General features: G+C 33.1%; 24 protein-coding genes and 1 pseudogene. 10 read left to right on the top strand and 15 right to left on the bottom strand.

The annotated features are described in order from the left end of the window. The 4 genes from Q0997_RS02845 to Q0997_RS02860 form a co-directional block, all read right to left on the bottom strand. The gene (locus tag Q0997_RS02845; RefSeq protein ID WP_299884260.1) at nt 1–432 is read right to left on the bottom strand and encodes a hypothetical protein; all 432 of its coding nucleotides are present in this window, start codon (nt 430–432) and stop codon (nt 1–3) included. Continuing rightward, complete coding sequence (locus Q0997_RS02850) at nt 419–1,882, bottom strand: type IV secretory system conjugative DNA transfer family protein (RefSeq protein ID WP_299884262.1); 1,464 nt, start codon at nt 1,880–1,882, stop codon at nt 419–421. Before Q0997_RS02850 ends, Q0997_RS02845 begins: the two co-directional genes overlap by 14 nt. Nucleotides 1,883–2,020: 138 nt before the next feature. After that, the gene (locus Q0997_RS02855) at nt 2,021–2,731 is read right to left on the bottom strand and encodes a hypothetical protein (protein ID WP_299884263.1); all 711 of its coding nucleotides are present in this window, start codon (nt 2,729–2,731) and stop codon (nt 2,021–2,023) included. Nucleotides 2,732–2,733: 2 nt separating this feature from the next. Further along, entirely contained in the window at nt 2,734–3,837 is a 1,104-nt protein-coding gene (locus Q0997_RS02860; RefSeq protein WP_299884266.1) for a hypothetical protein, read from the bottom strand. A gap of 134 nt (nt 3,838–3,971) precedes the next feature. Here Q0997_RS02860 and Q0997_RS02865 point away from each other — a divergent pair, with 134 nt between their 5' ends. Continuing rightward, entirely contained in the window at nt 3,972–5,432 is a 1,461-nt protein-coding gene (locus Q0997_RS02865; protein WP_299884267.1) for a sigma 54-interacting transcriptional regulator, read from the top strand. A 53-nt stretch (nt 5,433–5,485) separates the two neighbouring features. Here Q0997_RS02865 and Q0997_RS02870 read toward each other — a convergent pair whose 3' ends face one another. Then, entirely contained in the window at nt 5,486–5,755 is a 270-nt protein-coding gene (locus tag Q0997_RS02870) for a hypothetical protein (RefSeq protein WP_299884269.1), read from the bottom strand. An 89-nt stretch (nt 5,756–5,844) separates the two neighbouring features. On the opposite strand from Q0997_RS02870, the gene Q0997_RS02875 reads away from it, so the two are divergent. The 3 genes from Q0997_RS02875 to Q0997_RS02885 all read left to right on the top strand — a co-directional run bounded on the left by Q0997_RS02875 (nt 5,845) and on the right by Q0997_RS02885 (nt 9,002). After that, complete coding sequence (locus Q0997_RS02875; protein WP_299884271.1) at nt 5,845–6,780, top strand: hypothetical protein; 936 nt, start codon at nt 5,845–5,847, stop codon at nt 6,778–6,780. Between the two features lie 100 nt (nt 6,781–6,880). Continuing rightward, nucleotides 6,881–8,755 carry a hypothetical protein gene (locus Q0997_RS02880; RefSeq protein WP_299884273.1) on the top strand — a complete coding sequence of 625 codons (1,875 nt, stop codon included), beginning with the start codon at nt 6,881–6,883 and terminating at the stop codon, nt 8,753–8,755. Nucleotides 8,756–8,765: 10 nt separating this feature from the next. Further along, nucleotides 8,766–9,002: a hypothetical protein gene (locus Q0997_RS02885; RefSeq protein ID WP_299884275.1), complete on the top strand. Its 237-nt coding sequence runs from the start codon at nt 8,766–8,768 to the stop codon at nt 9,000–9,002. A gap of 31 nt (nt 9,003–9,033) precedes the next feature. On the opposite strand, the gene Q0997_RS02890 is transcribed toward Q0997_RS02885, so the two are convergent. From Q0997_RS02890 to Q0997_RS02910, 5 genes are all read right to left on the bottom strand, one after another. Continuing rightward, entirely contained in the window at nt 9,034–9,519 is a 486-nt protein-coding gene (locus Q0997_RS02890) for a JAB domain-containing protein (protein WP_299884277.1), read from the bottom strand. A gap of 111 nt (nt 9,520–9,630) precedes the next feature. Next, nucleotides 9,631–9,861, bottom strand: coding sequence for a sigma factor-like helix-turn-helix DNA-binding protein (locus Q0997_RS02895; RefSeq protein WP_299884278.1), 231 nt, complete (start codon nt 9,859–9,861; stop codon nt 9,631–9,633). Between the two features lie 101 nt (nt 9,862–9,962). Continuing rightward, complete coding sequence (locus Q0997_RS02900; protein ID WP_299884280.1) at nt 9,963–10,475, bottom strand: hypothetical protein; 513 nt, start codon at nt 10,473–10,475, stop codon at nt 9,963–9,965. After that, nucleotides 10,465–10,674 carry a hypothetical protein gene (locus Q0997_RS02905; RefSeq protein WP_299884282.1) on the bottom strand — a complete coding sequence of 70 codons (210 nt, stop codon included), beginning with the start codon at nt 10,672–10,674 and terminating at the stop codon, nt 10,465–10,467. Before Q0997_RS02905 ends, Q0997_RS02900 begins: the two co-directional genes overlap by 11 nt. Nucleotides 10,675–10,973: 299 nt before the next feature. After that, nucleotides 10,974–11,885: a tyrosine-type recombinase/integrase gene (locus Q0997_RS02910; protein WP_299884284.1), complete on the bottom strand. Its 912-nt coding sequence runs from the start codon at nt 11,883–11,885 to the stop codon at nt 10,974–10,976. Nucleotides 11,886–12,315: 430 nt separating this feature from the next. On the opposite strand from Q0997_RS02910, the gene Q0997_RS02915 reads away from it, so the two are divergent. The 6 genes from Q0997_RS02915 to Q0997_RS02940 all read left to right on the top strand — a co-directional run bounded on the left by Q0997_RS02915 (nt 12,316) and on the right by Q0997_RS02940 (nt 16,222). Continuing rightward, nucleotides 12,316–13,488, top strand: coding sequence for a type IV secretion system DNA-binding domain-containing protein (locus Q0997_RS02915; protein WP_299884286.1), 1,173 nt, complete (start codon nt 12,316–12,318; stop codon nt 13,486–13,488). A gap of 73 nt (nt 13,489–13,561) precedes the next feature. Further along, a complete protein-coding gene (locus Q0997_RS02920) occupies nt 13,562–14,371 on the top strand; it encodes a DNA adenine methylase (RefSeq protein WP_299884288.1) in 810 nt (269 codons plus the stop codon). Nucleotides 14,372–14,447: 76 nt separating this feature from the next. After that, on the top strand, nt 14,448–14,669 hold the full coding sequence (locus Q0997_RS02925; protein WP_299884290.1) for a hypothetical protein: 222 nt from the start codon (nt 14,448–14,450) through the stop codon (nt 14,667–14,669). Between the two features lie 37 nt (nt 14,670–14,706). Further along, nucleotides 14,707–15,255, top strand: coding sequence for a hypothetical protein (locus tag Q0997_RS02930; RefSeq protein ID WP_299884292.1), 549 nt, complete (start codon nt 14,707–14,709; stop codon nt 15,253–15,255). Between the two features lie 21 nt (nt 15,256–15,276). Further along, nucleotides 15,277–15,831 (top strand): hypothetical protein, encoded by a 555-nt coding sequence (locus Q0997_RS02935; RefSeq protein ID WP_299884294.1) that lies wholly within the window; start codon nt 15,277–15,279, stop codon nt 15,829–15,831. Then, the gene (locus Q0997_RS02940; protein WP_299884296.1) at nt 15,812–16,222 is read left to right on the top strand and encodes a hypothetical protein; all 411 of its coding nucleotides are present in this window, start codon (nt 15,812–15,814) and stop codon (nt 16,220–16,222) included. The genes Q0997_RS02935 and Q0997_RS02940 overlap by 20 nt, the downstream gene beginning before the upstream one ends. 62 nt (nt 16,223–16,284) lie before the next feature. On the opposite strand, the gene Q0997_RS02945 is transcribed toward Q0997_RS02940, so the two are convergent. From Q0997_RS02945 to Q0997_RS02965, 5 genes and pseudogenes are all read right to left on the bottom strand, one after another. Further along, a complete protein-coding gene (locus Q0997_RS02945; protein ID WP_299884298.1) occupies nt 16,285–16,923 on the bottom strand; it encodes a hypothetical protein in 639 nt (212 codons plus the stop codon). Next, on the bottom strand, nt 16,908–17,630 hold the full coding sequence (locus tag Q0997_RS02950) for a hypothetical protein (protein ID WP_299884300.1): 723 nt from the start codon (nt 17,628–17,630) through the stop codon (nt 16,908–16,910). Before Q0997_RS02950 ends, Q0997_RS02945 begins: the two co-directional genes overlap by 16 nt. A gap of 3 nt (nt 17,631–17,633) precedes the next feature. Further along, nucleotides 17,634–18,599: an RHS repeat-associated core domain-containing protein gene (locus Q0997_RS02955; protein WP_299884301.1), complete on the bottom strand. Its 966-nt coding sequence runs from the start codon at nt 18,597–18,599 to the stop codon at nt 17,634–17,636. 190 nt (nt 18,600–18,789) lie between these two features. After that, a complete protein-coding gene (locus Q0997_RS02960) occupies nt 18,790–19,611 on the bottom strand; it encodes a hypothetical protein (RefSeq protein ID WP_299884303.1) in 822 nt (273 codons plus the stop codon). A gap of 30 nt (nt 19,612–19,641) precedes the next feature. Further along, nucleotides 19,642–20,532: pseudogene (locus Q0997_RS02965) on the bottom strand (RHS repeat domain-containing protein); the annotation flags it as partial. Nucleotide 20,533 lies beyond the last annotated feature (1 nt).

The following is a 20,533-nucleotide window of genomic DNA, read 5'->3' on the forward strand; positions in this document are numbered from 1 at the left end:
TTATGTTATCAATTTTGAAAATTCTAGTTCTAGTGATTCAATACGCTCAAGTGTTTCTTCTACCTCTGTAGATTCCCCATTGCGCTCGAGCACTTCTTCTGTAAGTGCAATCAATTGCATCAGTTTTTGATGGATGACAACTAATTGTTCATTGTCAAAATCTGATTTAGAGCCACCGTCTAATGCGTTGAATACAGCATCGTATAGGTATTTCGAGACCGTTCGTGTTCCCTTTTCTTGTTTGATGCGTCCAAGCGTTTTAACATCAAAACCAAGCCTAAACTCTTTACGAGTTTTTCTACGTTTGCGGTTGTATTCTCTGTGCCAAAGCTTATAGTATTGTTTTTTGGCTTCGATAATTTCTGCTTTGGTTGGATTGGTATTTGCTTCAAATACCATATCCATATACTCATAAATATTACTGTACTTCATTGTCTTGTGGTCTTTGATTCTTATCATCTCTGTATTTCTCAAAATCGATGTACTGTGCTGTATATTCAGCATTCAAAATTTCTGCATTCTCTGGTGCTTGTAATTCCATATACTTAACCAATTTAGATTGCTTGTAGAATGGAATAGTTTTGCACTTTAGCGGCTGCATCCCACTTGGTACGATAATGATTTCGTCTTTAGACATCGTGCGCACTTCGTCTGGAGTCATAAGTGTTCGAATACGCTTACTACCATTTTCATCTTGATATTCATAAACACCTAGTGTGTCTGAGATAGCACGACTCTCATCTGAAAGTCCAGTGAAGTACACTTTCACATTGGCATTGTTTAAAATCGTCTTACCGTTGTGAACGCCGTAGTTGTTGTACAACTGATTTTCGGATTGAATCACACCCATAATTGGCATAGAGAACTTACGAGAATTTGATATTACGTTTGCAAGGTTGGGTAGATGTAAGCTTGATAGCTCTTCCAAAATTACAAACACATCATTATCGTTTTTACTCGGTAAGCTTCTAAATACGTGTGAGAAATATTGCTCCCAAAAGATGCTTAAAATAGTGCTGTAATACTGCATGTCTGACAATGGACAGCGCAAGAACACAGCTACCTTTTCTTTGCGTAATTGTTCGAAATTGAATGTATCAACAGAAGTTAAATCACATAGCGTTTCGTCTTCGCCTAAAAAGGCTAAAGATGCTTGTGCTGAACTAATGATACTCGCACGAGTATTTTCAGAATTACCCATCAGCGACAAAAACTTACGCCATAAATGTTTAGGCGTAGTCGCTGCAAAATAACTATCAATCACCTCAGGTTCTCCAGCTAATGTTTCTAGTATTCTATAGACATTAGCTAGGTTCTGATGAATACGTGGCTCTGTAGCACGTAAGTGATGAATGCAAAGTCCGATAAGCTCGGTTGCTTTAAGTGTCCAGAAATCCGAATCTTTGCTAGTAGCTCGTACTAACATACTCGCTACTTTGTTTACATCCGCATTGGTCTGAATCCTATGAAGCGGATTGTAATACAACGAATTGGTTTTGTCTCCAAAGTTGATTTCTTCCACTTTATAACCACGATGTAATAAGAAATTACGTGTTTTGCTTAACTCCCCTGAAGGATCGTTAATGAGCATAGAACCACCATTTTTATCATTTCCAATATTGAAAATAGTTGGATAAATAATGGTCGTTGTTTTGCCGCCACCACTAGGCGAAACAATCACCATATTGTTACGTGACTGCTGTACTGATAAATGCTTTTTCCCTGTAACGGAAAAGCCTTTATATCTTCCAGAAATCAGTTTTGATGCTGATGTAAAACCCGCCTTGAGGCGGTGGTCTTTACCAGCGATTTTATCTAAAATGCCGTCTAAAAACTCTCCCGTTCTTTCCATAGCTAGTATGCCAAAATCCTGTATATTCATTTTCCTAATAATTGTTTAAATGCGTTATTGAATGCTTCTAAAAAGAGTTCCAATCCACGTGTCACCATATACACGCAGATCAAAACAATTTTGAAGATGAATTGTAATAGTGTTAGTATCGTTTTCATATTATTCGATTTAATCTAGATTAGAGATAAATGCGACAGGAATACCTAACTCTCCAAATACAGCCGTATATAGTTTTCGCATCATTGCGAAAGCTTTGTCCTGCTTTATTGTCCGTGGCTGATACACCACAACAACTTTGATATTAGAACTGCCTTTAATCACGCCAGATGCCTGCTGTAAAAACAATGCTTTCACCTTTTCGGAAGACTTTTCCAGTAGCATCAAATCTTTATATCGATGTACCGAGAACCAATCGCCATTATTCTCCTGCAAATCCGAATAGACGCATAGCGTCGTTTGACTAATGGTGTCCTTCTGTAGATGCTTTAGTTCTTCTACTAATGGCTTCCAAATAGAAGAGTATTGATGAACTGTACTGTCTTTTGGCTGTGATAACGTAGCGTCCATTTTAGTGTAGAACTGCTTGATTTCAGCATCACGTTCTAGTTGATTTCCCATTAGAGCAGTACCACCACCAAGAGAGAATTCTGAACGTTTGTTGTGAACTAGACTGCTAATAGCACCATAACGAAATGTTGCGGATTGCCATGAATTAGCTTCTAGGTTAAACCGTGACTGTATAGCCTCAATATCTGGCTTTGCGACAAAGTCGGTTTCTGTCACGTCTTCTAAAACAGAAATAGTGATTCCTGTTTGCTCTGAGTTGGTGCAGGCTGACATCGTCAGCCCAATCACCAATATGTATATCCAACTTCTCATAACTATATACTTAAACCTTTATAGAATGATGGAAGCATTGGAATGTCATCTTCGAAGAACTTCGGCACCTTACCATCAGAGCGATGGATACAATTGGTACTATAAAATGTCTTCTGTGACTCCTCGTATAATCGCTGGATGAGCTCTTGCATATCGTGCGCATAAATTTGTATTTGCGTACGTGCGAGCTCCGATTCCTTCTGTTGTTTACGAACTTCAGCAATCTTCAATTTTAACTCATCAACTTCTTTTTTAAGCTGTTTTGCTTCATCTTCAGCAATTCGGTACTTATCCCATATCTTCTTTTCCGCTCGGCTAAGTCCAGCAAATGTGACCACTAGCGTTGCTACTGCGGTAAAGAATAGGTTGAGACAAGCGAAGTAAAGCGGTCCTGCGCCACCACCAAATACATCATTACCTCTAAAAGTGGTTGTTCTAAAGATGCCTAACACGTAGAAGATTCCAAATAACACTACAAAAACTGTAACTGCTATGAGGCGTTTCTGCCACAAGGTTTTTCCCTTGTCGATAATCTCGTGGAGATGCTCTGCAATGTAGAATATCCCAATACCGATGGCTAGTCCGATAATGTAAGATGTGATAAGCGGATACCCCATAGCCTGTAGTGCCGTACCTGATATCAAAGTATCTACCAATACTAAAAACATTAAAATAAGTCGTGTCCACTTATAGCGTGCAGCCTTCTTCTTTAAGGTGTTGTCACACTTCTCAAGCTCTCGCTTTTTCAAACGGTAATCCGTTTCGGTCTTTTCAAGTTCTGTTTCCAACTCTTGTAATTTCCTGTCCGCTTCCGCTTTATCCGCTACAATGTGGTGGGATTCAATCTCCGATTGTAACTCCTTCTTTGCCGTCATCATCATCTTGGAGTACGCTCCATTAATGACACCGCTGTAGACGTCTTTTTCACAGTTCGCTTCGGGCTTACTGGGTTTCATATTCCCTAAGTCTTTACCTAAAGGAATGGCGACGTCCTTTTTAATTGTTTCGTGTTGTTTTAAGAGCTGCTGCTCTAAATCAGCCATTTTGTATCTGAACACAGTTATACTGTTATTTTCCGATACGTTGTTCTTCACTTTTTGTTTCATGATTTTTAGTTTTAAAATGTTACATTTATAGGATAACCTCTTTTGCTAAAAATCTTTTTTCGCTTATTTTATAAGTATTTACATTTCAAAAAGTGATGATTTTTTTATCTTGTGCTTAATTTTTACACAGAAATATGAGTAAAATATTAGTATCATGGGTAGCCACAGGACACGATTTTCTTAGAAAGAATAGAGACTCGTCGGACTTTTCCATTAATGAGAACGGCCCACATTATTCACTCTATCGTGATTTTGGGAAGGATTTTGATATTCATTATTTGCTGAGCCAGTATAACGAAAACGAAAACCTTGAAGCGGAATTAAAATGTAAAAGATTGGCAGGTAAACTCCGTAATGATTTTAAAAAACAAGTGATTGTAAGGTATATGAGTATTGATGATATTCTTTCTATCGGAACGATAAAGAATAAAATTGATAGTCTTGTTAAGGTATTATTGAAAGATATGGATGTACAAGTATTTGTAAGCTCAGGTACACCATCTATGCAGACAGCTTGGTATTTAATGGGGTGTGAATTATTTCAGCGAGATACGATTCAATTTTTCAGAAGACGAGAAGCTCGGTTCATTAAAGATGGTAGAACACCACCGAAAGAATATATAAAGTTTGATGTTTCTAGCTATGCTGGAGTTACCAATGCACGGGATAACTATGGTGCTAGAGATAACAATAAAATCCAAAAACCTTTTGTTACAGCTTCATTAACTGATATATATACTAAAGCGATTCAACTTGCAGGAAATGATAAAACTACAGTTTTAATTCAAGGAGCATCGGGTACTGGAAAAGTCTTTTTATCTAATTACATTCATCGTGAATCCAACCGAAAGAACAAATCTATTCTAAAAATCAACTGTGGTGCTTTTCGGGAAGAAGTATTAGAGACCAAACTGTTTGGTTATGCAAAAGGTGCATTTTCAAACGCCACACAACTTACTACGGGCTTATTTGAACGTGCTAAAGGCGGTACTGTTGTTATGGAAGATATTGAAAAATTACCCCTTCGATTGCAGATACGTCTTACCAGTGTATTGGGCAAAAAAGCATTTCAACGCATAGGTTCTAACAGGGATATTGATATGGATGTTCGCATAATTGCTATAACAACAGAAGATCTGTATGTCCTAAGAGATCAAGGTGTATTTCATAAAGAATTACACTACCGATTGGCGATTGCCGAATTGCAGTTGCCTTCTTTTTACACAATGAGTAAAAAAGAACGGAAACAATGGGTAGGTTATTTTATGGAAACTACTTATACTAAATTAGAAGTAGATTATATCGAACATATATCAAAAGAGGCTTGGGATTTTATTTTGCAGTATCCTTTTTTAGGAAACCTTAAAGAAGTGTCTAATATGGTAGAAGTTTTCTATACCTTTTGTAAAGGAAAGATTACATTAAAAGATATACCAAAGCAGATGATTCGTGATAATAAAGCATCTGTTTTACGATTGGATGCGGTTATTAAAAAACACGTTCAACAAGTGACTGAGCGTTGTGGAGGGAATAAAAATAGAGCTGCTTCTTTATTAGGAATTGATAGAGCGACGGTAAGGAAATATGTAAAATAAAAACATTCATAAAGGTGAATGTTTTAAGTATTAAATTGTTTTGAATCATTAGTTCAATTAAATTTAGATTCAATTACAATTCGAAATTGATTTTTTTTAAGATAATTCATAAGTTGATTCCACTTTCTTTGTGGCAACTCCTTATTTTTACTTAAATCAATTTCGGGTGCTCCATCAATATTTGAATCATCACTCTCTCTGAAGTTAATACCAAGTTCTTTGAGTTTGTTCTCTAAATCTTCTAGGCTATTTTCTTCCGAATTGGGGCAAATAAATAAGACGGTTGTTTCGATTGGTAAATCGAAGTTTTGAATAAATTTCATAATATAATATTTTGATTTCCATTACATTATATCAGAAAAACTATAATCTTGTCAAGTGTTAAAATTTAACTATTTTTAACAAAAAATATATGACTGAAAATTACACGACATATCATCATAAGGCTAGAAACTTATATGCTGAACTATTCAAGAAGAAAATAATAGCTAATAAGAAACAAGATTTACGACAGATTTTAGAAGCAATTTTAATTCAACTTTTAAAAAAGTATTATAAGAAGGAAGCTACCGATCACCATCTAAGATTTGGAGACCTTAATACAATGAAGAAAAAATATGAGACTCTTTTAAATGGAAATATATTAGATGAAAAATTTAGACCTGCACTTAAATTTTTAAATGATGAAGGTAACATGGGTAGTCATCCCAATGACAGAACAGACAATGCAGGAGAAGAATCATATGTAGAAGCTCTAATTATTTGTATAAAACCAATAATAAAGCATTTTTTCGAGGATTATAAATTTGACACCAGTTTTCTTGATGCTGAAAAAACAAAAGAAATCAGAACTTTAGAAGAAGACAATCAAAAACTGGTTCAAGAAAAACAAGAACTAGAACAACAATTAAATCTTCGAACTAAAACCGAACAGGAGTTAATTCAAAAATTAACATCAGAAAAAGATTTATTATCAAAATCTGAGTCTGAAAAAGTAGCACTCATCGAGTCAAAAAATAAAGTCAAAAAAAAGAGTGAACTATTAACCATATTATCTTATATATTAGGAGCATTCCTTCTTTTTGGAATCATTTATATATTTATGGCTCAAAACAATATAAATTTAAAAGAAACTCAAATTAAATCACTTACGAATTCAAAACAACATTCTGAAGAACTCATCAGAAGAAAGAACTCAACAATTGATTCGCTTGAAAGAGTTGTTTTAGTCACAGAAAGTAAAGAAGAAAAGAACTTTGGATTTAAAAATGAATTTAAGGGCAATGTCGGTAAGGTAGAAAACCATCAAAATATAAACAACCTCGATGATCTTGATAAAAAAGAATAATAGATTTTTCCTGTTTGTAATACTTTGTTTTACAAATGTCAGCATATCGTTCTGCCAATCGGATTCCAAGAAGACAAGCAATATAGAAATCAAAAAAATATTGAATGAAAAAGCAGAATACTGTGCTGTCCCTTTAGATTTTCAATTAAGTTTTTCCGAAAAAGTGGACAAGGTCTATAATGTTCAAAATGTAAAAGAAGGCATCAATATAAGTGGTAATCAAAAGGTCATTATTAATACAGGAGTTGTTTATCTCAAGGGGAAAGACTCAGAAGTTTTTTATTCTCCCGAAAAAAGTGAGACTGCTATCAGCAAGGAGTTTCAAAAGTTGATGAACATAAAACTTGATAGCACCCTGCGGAAATTAGATGACCTTAATCAAAGAATAAGCAAATGGGACAGTACACTTGTTCGTTTTGCAAAAGTTTTGGAAAAACTCCCCAATGATAATCCAAAGAAACCTCAAGGAATTGAGCTCCTGAAACAATACAAACAGAATATCCAAACAGCATCCTGTTTAAATAATGATTATGGAGACCAAGTTATTATCGAAACAGACGAGCAAGGAAACAAAGATTATCTTTTTGATATTGAAAAAATAAAAAATGACCCAAACTATTTATTTGTCGGTAATGAAATCGAAGGGTTCGTGATTGTTAAAAAATCTAATAAATATGGATTTTTAAGTACGGATGATTCCTATAAAGACATTCCATTTAGATATGAAAAGGTAAGACCATTTAAGTTTGGACGAGCTGTTGTTGAAGATAGAGAGAGAATATATGTAATAGATAAAAAAAGTAATGAATTATTTTCTTTCGCAAAAAGTTCAACAGGCTTTGAATTGAATCCTGATTTCTCTAGTCAATATAAAGCTTTTGATATTTTACCAATTAACGAAAGTCGATTCTTAATGAAAGGCATACTAAATGGTGTTGCAGATTGTAGTGTACTTATAAATCAAACAGGTGGAAAATTGAGTGATTGTTACAATACATTAGAACAGATTAAGGGAAGCTCTAGTATCTTAAAAGGAACTACTATAGAATCTATACATGCTGAATATCAAGGTGAAAAACAAATTTTTAAAGAAATTGAAAAATCATTTGTTGATACCAATGGAACTAAAATTTTTGATAAAAAAATAAATTTAAAAAAGTTTAAGTTCAAGCTTAAAGGAAATAAATTCAAACAGGAAATAGCAAGAGTAGAAGATTTAATTGCTATTGCAAATGCAAAAAAGTACGTCCTTATCTTTAGTGTATTTAATTCTTACGACACGTTGTATTATTATACAATTATTGAAGACCTCAAAAAGAGTAGAAATCTAAATTGTTTATCATTACCTGTAAAAGAATCTGAATATAGGGTCAATAGAAAAAACCATCTCTTTTTCTATTTAAAAGATTACTCCAATTCTGAATCAAAAATTTTACTCACAGGTGTTTCGTATGACGAAGAATCTTATTCTTCAAAAAAATCATTTAAGCCATATCTTAATATTCCAAATAAAAAAATCACTCAAGATAATTACAAAATTAAAAATGATGATACATCAACACATGTTATTAATCTTCATAAAAACTCGTTAAGCGTGCAAAAGCAAAAACGACATACTATCTATAACTTTTCAGAAAATCGTTACATAGATATTTTATGTGATTCAATAATTGGTATAGATAGTGATAGCGAAAGAATCATTTTCACTAGCTCAATAATAATATCAAAAGACAAATCTATATATACTTCTGAATCATCTGGCTTTGGAGTTTCAAATTTTGATGGGTTATATATAATCCCACCAATATTTGAGAATATTGATTATTCTTCTTCCAATTCCAATATAGAAGCCTATACTTTTGATAACAAAACTATAATTTTTGATAAAGAAGGAAATTGTTTAAATGGTGATTGCGATACATACAAACAATTGAAAAACAACTATTTTTATTTACTAAACACTTTTCAAGATTAAAAAATAGATCATGAAAATAACAACATTAGTACTCATTCTTTCACTTACAACAATGGGTTTTGCACAACACGAGACACATAATAATGATGATGGAAGAATTATAAAAATCCCTGTAGTCTTACATATAGTAAATAAAAAGGCTAATGAAATTATTGAGCAATTAAATACAAATTATGCTGCAAAGAATGACATGTCATTAGCTGATACTCAGTATAAGACATTAGCTGGTAACTATAAATGCTATTAAATAAAATGAAAAGCCCGTAATCGGGCTTTTTTTAAATTGATTTGTCTGTTATGTAATCTACACTAAAGTAGTCATATCCAGCATAGGATAACATTGAAATACCAACAGTAGATAAAGCTTCGTTTAATTTTACAGCTTCCTGATAATGATTTTGGGTCATTTTCTTTGGGCGAAAATTAACGCTAGGTCTTGTAATAGCAAGTACCACACCTTTTGCATCTACCATAAGGGCATTTCGTACTACTGTAGAAACGTCACTTTCAATAGTAAATGGACGTTTGTAATCTGAAAATCCAATCATCTCATTATCTTTATTATAATAGATAATTGTGAAAAACTCTTTTTTCACCTTTTTACTTTCTCTTACAAATTCTTCTCTTGAATTACTATCATTAAGAAAGTATGGTAACTCCTCAAGTTTCTTAAAAGAAGTCTGTTCTTGAAGAGGGTTTTCAGATGCGAATTGGTATACACCATTTCTACATGTTATTTCTATAGGTTTTAATTGTGTTGTCATAAGGAACTAATATTTTAAATTCCTCATTATCATAGCATAATACCAAAAAAAGTCAACACCTAAAATCGCCCTTACACACACATCAAATTCAAAATCTACACAGATGATAATTTACCTTATTTCATATCTAGCCTTCTCAATCTTATCTACAGACCTAGCACATATCTGTCTTATACGTGATGTACTTACACCATATAACTTAGCAATAGATATATAAGTCATATCTTCTAATGTTCTAAGGCGTAACATCTCAAAGGAACGTTCGTTTAATATGGATTTATAAGCTTTTTCGTTTCTTATGAATACATCTTTTTGGATATCAAATTGACCGATTTTTTTCATATTTATTATTATAACATTAATGTCTATGTAGACACTTATAAAATACTTTAATGTCCATTATGGACCCAACTATTGGGAGAAAAGCGTTAGCTTTTCCCTTGTTACACCCAACTATCTCTTTCTAATTGTTTACGTTGTTGTTCGTCTCTTATTTGCATCAATCGGATATGGTCAGGCATTTTTTCTTTTGCGGTGTACGTTGGTATAGAAATTTCTTTTGTAGTAAGTAATACTTGCGGTGGTTTTTCTTTTGTTTTTTCGTTGTAAAACGTAGTTTTTTCCGAGTTTTGAACGGGTAGTGCATAAAAGACACGTTTGGCTCGTTTTCGTCTTACAGGGTCTGTTAAATCATTGCCCAAATAATCGGAAACACTAATGAGCTTTTGTTCCAATAGCTCTTGTATTCCATTAGTAACACTTCGGTTGGATAGCCCCGTTTTTTCAAACTGCGAATGCGAAATCCAATCCCGCTGTTTTACATTTCCATTGGCATCACGCCACCCTAAAAGATTCCTGATAATTTTTAAATACACACGCACAGCTGAACCACTTAGCATTCCAATCTGTTTATCAAAAAACACATTAGGAACTGGTGTCGTATGATTAAGCTTCATCAGATGAAAAATTAATCACGGGTAAAGATTCATTATGGTTTGGGAAAATCATAAAGTCTGTGTTTGGCTGATGATATAGCTGCAAGAACCAACCACCATTTTCTGTTACTTTAACAGCACCTACCTTGTGGTAGATTTTCTTATCTGTGGCAGTGCCACTAATAGTTTTACGAGTAACAACATTATAAAATTTAGTCATACTAAAATTAAGTTTTTACGTACTTCCACCCTTAGAGCCATAGCCCAATAGGATAATGTTGAAATACTCGATGTCGCATAAACGGTATTTTACGACATTAATAATCTATTTTTTAAAGGGCTATATGCCCTAGAGATAATTAATGGTCTGACCATTTAATTCGACTTAATAGTAACTTAAATACAAAGTATTATACTTTGTAAAAAGAGTATCACTACATTATCATATTCATAGCTGAAAGTACTGCCTGTAATTATATACTTAAACAAAACAAAAAACAACCCAGTATTGGATTGTTTTTATGCGGTTTGAAAATTATTTGCACTCATGGAGAATGTATTTAAGTAACGTCTAGCCACATCTTTGTATCGCTTTTGTGATAACTGCATATATTGGAAGCTCGATTCAGGCTTCACGTGACGTAAAATCGCACTCACATCACGAACGCTTCCCCCTTGGTCTAAAATGAAATTGGCTTTTCCGTGTCTAAAACTATGTGGAGTAATTGTCTTATCTAGCATTGCCATATCAGATAATTCTGTAATCCAACGTTGAATGCTCCTTGGTGTAAATGGCTTTTCAGTCTTTGGATTAATTAATAGGTTGTCAGACTCTGCGTCAATGCAAATTCGAATACCTAAATATCGATTGATAAGGTCATTGGTGGTTTCTCCCCAAATAACGAGGTTATAACGCATACTCTTTCGAGTCCTTACTTTGGCGGTTCGTAGTCCGTCTTCCCCTTGTTCATTAATGTCCGAGATTTTTAAATCCAAAAGTTCGCTGAGTCTCATTCCTGTATCCCATAAGATATGGATTACTAGTTTTTTCTGTAATTCTGCTAAATTATCTGTGCCTAACAAATCACTCATATCACTTAAGTCTTCAGCGCTCACCATATCTTTATCTGCGCTTACAAAACGTATTGGGATAATTTCCTTTGGGTTAAACTGTGTTTGCCCTCGTCCATGCCAAAACCAGAAGAAGTTTTTCAGCACTCTAGCTGAATATGCAATAGTATTTAAGCTGTATTTGTCTTCTAAACTGCGATGAAAAGCAATAATGTCATCGCCATTAATTTCTGAAAGTAGCCGCTTTGGAGCTACAAAATCTGCAAACTGTTCTAATCTAATTCTGTAGCAGTTATATGCTGCACTTGTATGTGTCTGTTTCCATTCTAAATAAGTCTGTATTGATTCCTTGATAGTCATATCATAAAAGACCCGCCAAAAGGAAATCTAGCGGGTCGTTTATACATCCCAACCTTAGGACGGTAGCCAAAAAATGAATACCATACTGTAAATAGTTCAGATGAATAAATAAACACGCGCTGTTTCCTTTAATCCATTTAAAAAATTAAATAGACGAGGCTTTCGCCCAACGAGGTTTCTTTGTATTTAAGTTACTGGTAATAGTATATTTCATAATGTGAAAAATGACAAGGCGTCCCCAGTCATGTAGCTTAAGCTGTCTTCCCTAGTTCATACATGGTATAATGGTAATAAGATGAACGTAAAAAAGTCCTTCTAAAGGAATCTCCAAACAGTACCACAGATTTAAAAAAAAGCAAGTAGTTCTTTCGGCAGGCAATAATTGCCATTAAACAATTACATATTTTATTCTTTTATCATGTCCCTTTTTATGCATTGGCATCATAACTCATTACATGAGGTCAGCTATTTTGCTCGCACCAATTTTCGTAGTGATGGACGTTTGTTCGGCATCAAACAAGCAGACAGAATGTTCCATTTATATGCCTTTGGTAAGAGTGGAAGTGGTAAGACTTCCCTTTTAAAAACATTAATGATACAGGATATTGAGGCTCGAAGAGGATTTGCCTTTATTGATGTTCATGGGGATGCTTCACGAGAGATAATAAAGGTGGTCAATGACCGCTTTCCTGATAGACCTCATATCTATTTTGATGTCACTAATCCTGAACTTGATATTGGATACAATCCGCTTCGAAAAGTATCCCCTGCAAAACGGTCATTAGTAACTTCAAACATTTTAGAAATTTTCCAACGTCATTGGAAGTCCGCTTGGGGAATGAAAATGGAACACATTCTTAGAATGATTTTGCTAACACTATTGGATCAGCCCAAAGCACAGCTTTCGGACGTCCTAAAAATACTACGAGAGAAATCATATCGGGATAACTGTCAAATTCATATCCAAAATGAAGACATTAAAAAGTTTTGGTCTGATGAATTCCCTAAATACAAACCCAACGATTTGTTACCTATTATGAATAAGCTTGGTGGATTTTTAAGCCATACAATTATTCGTAAGGTTTTAGTTGAAAACACAAATCAAATATCGCTTCGGTCTATTATTGATAACGGGCAAATATTAATTATCAATGTAGCAAAGGGACAAGTGGGAGTGGATGTTGCCAATATACTTGGTGGCTTACTGCTCACTTCCCTTGCATCTGCTTGTTTTTCTCGAATTGATATTATGGAGCATCAGCGCACACCTTATTATTTATATATAGATGAGTTTCAAACCATTTCTGGTGCTGAACTTATTGCAGAATTACTCGCACAAGTGCGTAAATTTAAGGTGGGGCTGATTTTAGCTAACCAGTTTTTACATCAACTAGATTCAGAAGTTAGAGCCAGTGTACTTGGAAACGTTGGTACAATAATAGCCTTTAGATTAGGGATTACAGATGCTCGTTTAATGGAGAAAGAATTCTATCCTGTCTTCAAAGCTTCTGACTTCACTTCCCTTGCCAATTATTCCATCTATCTAAAATTAATGATTGATGGAAAACCCTCTGTGCCCTTTAGTGCAGACACAATTCTTTAGCCGAGAGTTTCGGCCGACAAGTCAAATTAGAACAATACCGATTTATTATTCCTTTTAATTATCTAATCTGTACATGCCTAAATTAAAAACGCCTGTTACGTATTACGGCGGAAAAATCAATTTAGTATCAGAGATAGTTCCACTAATTCCAAAACATAAGGTGTATGTAGAGCCTTATTTTGGTGGTGGTGCCATTCTATTTGCTAAAGACAAATCTGATGCTGAAGTCATAAATGACCTAAATGCAATGGTCATTAATTTCTATGCTGTAGTTAAGTCCAAAGATTTTGAAAAACTCAAAGAAAAAATTGAGCAAACCTTATTCTCAAGAGCCACTTATAATGTAGCACTTGCTATATATAGAATGCCACATCTGTTTGATAAAATTCAACAAGCATGGGCATTCTATATAGGAACTAATATGGGATTCTCTTGCCAAATTGGTTCTTGGGGTTATGACAAATATTCAAAACGAGTCAAAGCCTTTAGAAACAAAAAACTACTGTTTAATGAATCAATTGCCAAGCGTTTAGAAGATGTCCAAATCGAACATTTGGATGCACTTAAAGTTATTCAAAATCGTGATGGCGAAGATGTGTTTTTCTATCTAGACCCACCATATCCAAATTCTAATCAAGGTCACTATTCAGGATTCAGCCAACAAGATTTTGAAGACCTATTAGTAGTTCTATCAAAATTAAAAGCCAAGTTCCTTTTGTCTTCATATCCAAATGATGCTTTAGAGAAATACACGAAGCAGTTTGGTTGGCATACTAAAACTTTTGACAAACCTCTCTCTGCAAGAAAAGCGGTGGGGTCAAAACCTAGAGGTCGCAAGACAGAAGTCTTAACTGCAAACTTCTCGCTAAGCGAGATTAAATAATAAAAAATGAATTCTAATTCGCACCGATTCGGTGTAATACTAATCTGTGCCATTGGCACTTAATACAATTAAATATATGAAACGAGTCATTGAAAAAACGGTCAATCTGAATTTGATTGGTGTAAACGGAAATGCATTTATGATTATGGGTGTGTTTAGAAAACAAGCCCGAAAAGAAGGTTGGAGTCAAGATGAAATTGACACCGTACTAACTGAAGCTAAAAGTGGAGATTATAATTACTTGTTAGCCACTATTGAAAATCACTGCGAACCTAAAGACGAAACTCATGACAATTAAAGAACGTAAACGGGTTCTCTATTTTTTAGAAGCTCTTATGGTAAACCTGGAAAGTCACGAAAACCATCAAATTAGTTCTGAATTCTTGAATTTATTCTCAAGAACCGAACTTATAGAAATGGTACTGTGGCTTCATACAAATTACGATAAAAGTATGCTTACAGAAAAAACAAATGCCGAGTTATTGCAGCTACTAAATGATGATGCTAATGTACTTGCCTTTGTCATAGAACAATGGAAAAGCAACATTAGTCTTGTCCCAAAATTAACGCAAACTGAAGTTGATGATTTCTTTGAACGTATGCCCATTACAATTCATTATTTGAGAGATAAACCTGTAGAAGAGTGGGATGATTATGACGTCAGTAATTATTACTCCATTTTATACAAACACGGAAAGACCCGACGTGTATTTGCCATCTATACTTCTGATGTTAAAGAAGAAGATAAATATGTAGTAAGCACACAACCATCCTTCTTTTTTGATACTAGAGAAGAAGCGGAAGAAGAACTAGGGCGATGTTATGAGCAAGGTCTCAATAAATGGGATTCCTTACAAATATTATCACTCTGGAAAATTGAATAATCACTTTTAAATTTAATACTTATGAATGCAACTATTGTCGATGTTTTAATTGAAAACATCAAAACAGACCAAGACCTTTTACAAACTGTAGAGGCAAAAATTGAAACTGCAAAAGATGAAAAACAAACGATTGTGAATCGTCTGAAAGAACAGCAAAAGGATATTTCGGTATTGCTTAAATATGCTGATGAAAAACAACACGCTAAGATTGAAGCTTTAGGATTTAGCTTTTCCGAAACGCAAAAAGGTTTAAATACAATAGCTTCTACGGCTTTTGATTTGATTCTAAAAGCTAAAAATAATCAGCTGACTAACCAAGAATTATATGATGGTTATGTGAACTCTTTAAAGAATAAAGATGAAGCTGTTAAATATTCCGAGTTTAATATCAAATGCCGTTCGCTTTTTAATACTCAAAAGTTATTGCGTAAAAAAGGTAGTGACCCAAAATCGTCAAAGCAAGATATCATTTCTTTAAACGGACGTGTTCTTCCAAAAGACGATAAAGTAGCTGTTAAAACCGAACCGAGTAAAACATCTCAAAATAAAAAGAAAGATGACACGGTTTCCAAATAAACAGAAAGCTATTGATTTAGCTATTTGGCAAAACCACAATCATCGTTTTGATGACAACTATGGAGTAGTCCTAAGTAGCAAAGGCGATTATATGGTTTTTCAAACTGACCATCCTTCTTTTAGTAAAAGTGAGTTTGAGAACTTGCCAGTTGATTATAAAAAAATGGATTATAACCACATTCAACAAATACGAATGGATGCTGACCCATTACCTCATTTTGAAGAAATCGCTGGTATGTTTTCTTTAGCCCATGGAGAGACATTACGTTTTATATTAAATACCAAAATCCCACTTAAAAGATTTATCCGTTACGAACTTGCGTGTCGTGGTTATGATGAAAATTTTAAATGGGTTGGTTTTGATAAAGCTGAAGAAATTTGGTTGAAATAATTGAATAAGCAAAACGCTCACTTTTTTAAGTGAGCGTTTTAATAATTAATTCTCTATCAGTTTTATAAGATTATTTCTTTTTTAGTTTTTTCTGAATTCTTACCAAGCCATTCAAGAACAAGATTTCCCTTTTCATTTATACTTATATTTTCAACAATATTTTTTGGGGGTCGAATAGTTTTATCAAAGTCTTCAATAACTTCTTTTACAGTTCCAGTTTGAAGATTATAAATTGAAACCAAAACATTTTCTTTATCTCCTTTATATACAATAATATTTTTATCAAAATCTTCCAAAAGAGGGTACATTAAAATAGTTCCACTATCTCCTTTCGTAAACTTTGAAATTAAGACAAAATCACAAGTTGAACCGCATCCATCTCTAAAAACAAAATTATCACCTATTTTACGAATCTTATTTATTTTAGTTTTATCATAAGCCAAAGTGTCTTTACTAATATTCTCGAATACACCTTTTACTCCCCATTTAAAAACACCATATGCACCTTCTGTTTTTTGGAAACTTATAAGGGTATCGTTTCTAGTAAAAATAGTGCCATAATGATTTTTAGGTTTAGTATTAAGTATTTTTTTAGATGTGTTTGTTGTATATTCACTATTCTCTTTACAAGAAAATAATGAATATATAAATACTGTTCCCACTAAAAACAAAATCTTACTATTAATTAGTCCTCTTTCCACAATTCAGGAATTTTATGATGACCCAGAGGAACGAACTTGTTTTTTATATATAACATAGGGATTTCATATTGTTTATGTATACGAACACGCTCAACAAACAAAGGAATATATTCTTCTTCCTCATTTTTTTTCCATCTTATACCATCAGAGCAGAGCGATATTCCAGAATAATTCGATCCATTATCTTTAAGAATCAATATTACATTATGTGGGTTATACTCTGAACCTCCAATAATTTTAAATTCATAAACTAACGCATCTCCAAAATTAAGTATTTTCTTTTTTTCAGTTTTAATCATTTTAATCTCATCATAGATAAAATCTGACACAAAATATTCTTCCATTAAAACACGGCCTAAAGATGTAGTGTCTTTAAGACATTTTTTGGTAATTATAATTTCTCTCTGAGAATCTTTATGTGTTGTGTAAATAACAGTTGAATCAATTACAACCTTGGAGCTATTTAAGTCAGCAAGTAAATTATTAAAATCTAAGTCTGACAAAAATGTGTCTTCTATATTTTGAGGCTTGTATAAATCACTTGCATTCTTAACAGGTTTAGTTGTAATACAAGACTTAGATATACCTTCGATTTCATCATTTTTATCTACTATTGACTCAGATGTGATTTGATTGGTCTTGTCAGGTTTTGAATTACAACTTAAAGCTATAAATACAAGGAAAATTATTTTAAATCTTTTCATCATTTTTTAATTACTTGTTCGAGGTTTTGAATCACTAATCATTTTTAAAACGCTACCTTGATACCCTGCTGTTCCACCACCATTGTAGCTTTTTATTGCACTGTTCCAACCTTGGAAAGTAAAAGTTTTAGCTCCTGTACTTTTATCATAAGTAACACCTCCCTTGAATCCTTTAGTGGCTAAAACTCTAATTCCTGCTGTAATTGATTGACCTGTGCTTGGTTCAGTTCCTTTCGTCAGCCCATAATTAGCTTTAAACCCACTTCCCCAATCTCCAGTTACATTCGATTGCATAATATCAGTTGGAGGATTATTACTTCCTTGCCCTAAAGTTGATTCTTGCATAGCAACTGCTTTTACAGCGGTTGGATCTAAATCGGGTATTTCTGATATAGCATCCTTTGGAATACTTGAATTACCATCTGTTTTTAAATCTAATGATCCTTCATTTTTACTTTTATTAAAAATAAAAGTTTCTGCTGCAATCTTATAGTCATGCTCCTGATACTTAGCCCCAGTCGTATCAGAGTTCCCTTTCTTTTGAATAACATTTGGTAAAGGAGCTTCCGTGTATCCATTTCCATTAGCACCATCTACATCACCAACAGATGAGTTACTAGTCTGAACATAAACCTTATGAATTGTTTCTGATTTTATTCGATTAACTTCTTCTCCACTAGAGTTGTAATAAACTATATCTTCAGGAGCCATTCCGTCAGGATCTATAAAACGTAATGGGTTATTAAATGCGTAATTGTATGGAGAATGTCTCCTCATCTGTTCAGCTAATGGATCAACATTCATCCAACGCCCTAAACTTGCATCATAATTTCTAGCACCGAAGTCATGCCAATTTAATCCAAGTTCTTCATTTTCCTCTTTCCCATTGTACCCATACGGATGATGCGTTCCGTTAATTACGTTATTGTAACCCTTGTGTTCAAGTCCAAATGGATAATCGCCTAAGGTCATTTTTTTGACCTTTTAACAATTTTAACAACCTATATGTTGCTTTTGTTACAGTATTTTTAAAGAACGTTTACTATTATTAAGAATTTTAAATTTGGAATTACTATCCCTTATATTTATCTAAAAAACAATAGTTAGTGTTTTTTACTAACTATTGTTTTACAATATTTTATATTTAAAATTACTCTATCAACTATTCTGACTCATTACCATCGACATCTGTACCATTAGTTAATATGGGAATAATCGCATAATCAATTTTGTTATCGATTAAAATATCTTTTATTTTTATATCAAAAGTATTTGAATCAATATTATCTGAACAAGCAGGAAAAAAATCACCATCTTTAAATCTTATGAATGATATTTTTGAGCTGTCATTTAGATATTCAAAATGTTTATAAGGTCTAATTTTTTCTTTTAATTCTTTTTCTAGTTTTCCAGACACCTTTTGATTACCTCGAAAAAAAACATATGATGTTGAATATGGAATTGAAAGATCTTTTCCTGAATATAAATCACTATTAATAAAGTTTCTACATAGATAATCTTCGTCTATAACTATTTTAAATAATAAAACATCTTTTTTCTTAACATCAAAAATATCCCAAAAACTCCAATCATTTATAGCATCATTTGCTGAAAATATTGAATATTTATCTGTTGATGTTGAATATGAAGGTTTTTTTAAATTATCGTCTATTTTGTCAATCCCAAAAGAATAGATTGAAAGAGATTGATCTAGATTATCATATCTGAAGTTTATTCCATATTCTAAAATATTTTGAATGCCCTCTTCATTATTCAACCATTGAAGCATTTTACTAAAGTCCTTTTTATTGTTTGGTAAATTCTCTAGTTTATTAATTGAATAATGTTCCATTCTTTCAGTCAAAACTGATGACTGATTATTATACACATTAACATATTTTTTAAAATTGTAGTATTTAAATAAAACATAACTACATATAATAGTAATAATAAGGACAAATAAAAAAGTTCTAATATATTTCATAAATTGTTAAAATTAATTTATAGTTTATTTTTAATTACTACCTATTTCACGCCAAGCTTTTTGATTTTTAGGGCCAAAAATTAACCTTATAGCAGCACCATCTCCTAATCGATGTTGATAGTAATTTCCTTTACTTGCTTTAAGGACAGAACTGTTTCCTTGAGTGGGTACTTTATTTTTACTAAAGCTATCTGCAAATCTTTCTTTTTTATCTATTCTCTGAACTCTAACCAATATATTGTATGATTCACCATTATGCTCTATATCCATTCTAAAAGAGGTAAATTGAGATTCTAGCGGAAATTGTGAAGCAAAACTTAAATCAACAGGTTCAAATTCAATTGGATTTTCATTAAGACTATCATACCCTGCTGTATCTTTATTTTCCCTTAAAACATCTAATTTCTCTTTCCTTTCTTTTATAGCTGAATTATAACGAGATACAACTTTACTATATGCTTCTTTGACTGGAGATTCATAATAGCTTTTAAAATTAAAACCAGGTGTATTTTCAAACTGATTCCAAATCCATGGACTATCCTCTTTTTTAATTACCTCACTAGTTGTCTTTCCTCCATACTTTACTCCAGCTTTATTTGCTTGTTCCTCAGATGTAATATTTGAATCCCAATAATAAGTTTTCCCTCCATCTTTACTTACCCAATCTTCGGGTGCCATACCATCAGGATCTACAAATCGTAAAGGATTATTAAATGCAAAATTATAAGGGCTCCATCTTCGCATATCTTCAGCTAAAGGATCGATAGTAGACCAACGAACTGACCAAGGGTCGTAATTTCTCGCTCCGTAATCGTATGTGTTTAAATCCAACTCTTCTTCATATTGTTTGCCGTTAAATTTGTACTGAAGTGCTGTGTTTGTTGAAGAAACCACGTTATTATACCCCTTATGTAACCCGCCA

It is taken from the genome of uncultured Lacinutrix sp. (assembly GCF_947500325.1).
In the GTDB taxonomy this organism is placed as follows: domain Bacteria; phylum Bacteroidota; class Bacteroidia; order Flavobacteriales; family Flavobacteriaceae; genus Lacinutrix.

Coding starts and splice junctions, on each gene's coding strand:
- Q0997_RS02910 (WP_299884284.1), bottom strand. CDS start 11,885: ATGACTATCAAGGAATCAATACAGACTTATTTAGAATGGAAACAGACA.
- Q0997_RS02930 (WP_299884292.1), top strand. CDS start 14,707: ATGGTAAACCTGGAAAGTCACGAAAACCATCAAATTAGTTCTGAATTC.
- Q0997_RS02905 (WP_299884282.1), bottom strand. CDS start 10,674: ATGACTAAATTTTATAATGTTGTTACTCGTAAAACTATTAGTGGCACT.
- Q0997_RS02855 (WP_299884263.1), bottom strand. CDS start 2,731: ATGAGAAGTTGGATATACATATTGGTGATTGGGCTGACGATGTCAGCC.
- Q0997_RS02915 (WP_299884286.1), top strand. CDS start 12,316: ATGCATTGGCATCATAACTCATTACATGAGGTCAGCTATTTTGCTCGC.
- Q0997_RS02860 (WP_299884266.1), bottom strand. CDS start 3,837: ATGAAACAAAAAGTGAAGAACAACGTATCGGAAAATAACAGTATAACT.
- Q0997_RS02960 (WP_299884303.1), bottom strand. CDS start 19,611: ATGAAATATATTAGAACTTTTTTATTTGTCCTTATTATTACTATTATA.
- Q0997_RS02885 (WP_299884275.1), top strand. CDS start 8,766: ATGAAAATAACAACATTAGTACTCATTCTTTCACTTACAACAATGGGT.
- Q0997_RS02875 (WP_299884271.1), top strand. CDS start 5,845: ATGACTGAAAATTACACGACATATCATCATAAGGCTAGAAACTTATAT.
- Q0997_RS02935 (WP_299884294.1), top strand. CDS start 15,277: ATGAATGCAACTATTGTCGATGTTTTAATTGAAAACATCAAAACAGAC.
- Q0997_RS02850 (WP_299884262.1), bottom strand. CDS start 1,882: ATGAATATACAGGATTTTGGCATACTAGCTATGGAAAGAACGGGAGAG.
- Q0997_RS02870 (WP_299884269.1), bottom strand. CDS start 5,755: ATGAAATTTATTCAAAACTTCGATTTACCAATCGAAACAACCGTCTTA.
- Q0997_RS02940 (WP_299884296.1), top strand. CDS start 15,812: ATGACACGGTTTCCAAATAAACAGAAAGCTATTGATTTAGCTATTTGG.
- Q0997_RS02865 (WP_299884267.1), top strand. CDS start 3,972: ATGAGTAAAATATTAGTATCATGGGTAGCCACAGGACACGATTTTCTT.
- Q0997_RS02890 (WP_299884277.1), bottom strand. CDS start 9,519: ATGACAACACAATTAAAACCTATAGAAATAACATGTAGAAATGGTGTA.
- Q0997_RS02895 (WP_299884278.1), bottom strand. CDS start 9,861: ATGAAAAAAATCGGTCAATTTGATATCCAAAAAGATGTATTCATAAGA.
- Q0997_RS02845 (WP_299884260.1), bottom strand. CDS start 432: ATGAAGTACAGTAATATTTATGAGTATATGGATATGGTATTTGAAGCA.
- Q0997_RS02955 (WP_299884301.1), bottom strand. CDS start 18,599: ATGACCTTAGGCGATTATCCATTTGGACTTGAACACAAGGGTTACAAT.
- Q0997_RS02900 (WP_299884280.1), bottom strand. CDS start 10,475: ATGAAGCTTAATCATACGACACCAGTTCCTAATGTGTTTTTTGATAAA.
- Q0997_RS02950 (WP_299884300.1), bottom strand. CDS start 17,630: ATGATGAAAAGATTTAAAATAATTTTCCTTGTATTTATAGCTTTAAGT.
- Q0997_RS02925 (WP_299884290.1), top strand. CDS start 14,448: ATGAAACGAGTCATTGAAAAAACGGTCAATCTGAATTTGATTGGTGTA.
- Q0997_RS02920 (WP_299884288.1), top strand. CDS start 13,562: ATGCCTAAATTAAAAACGCCTGTTACGTATTACGGCGGAAAAATCAAT.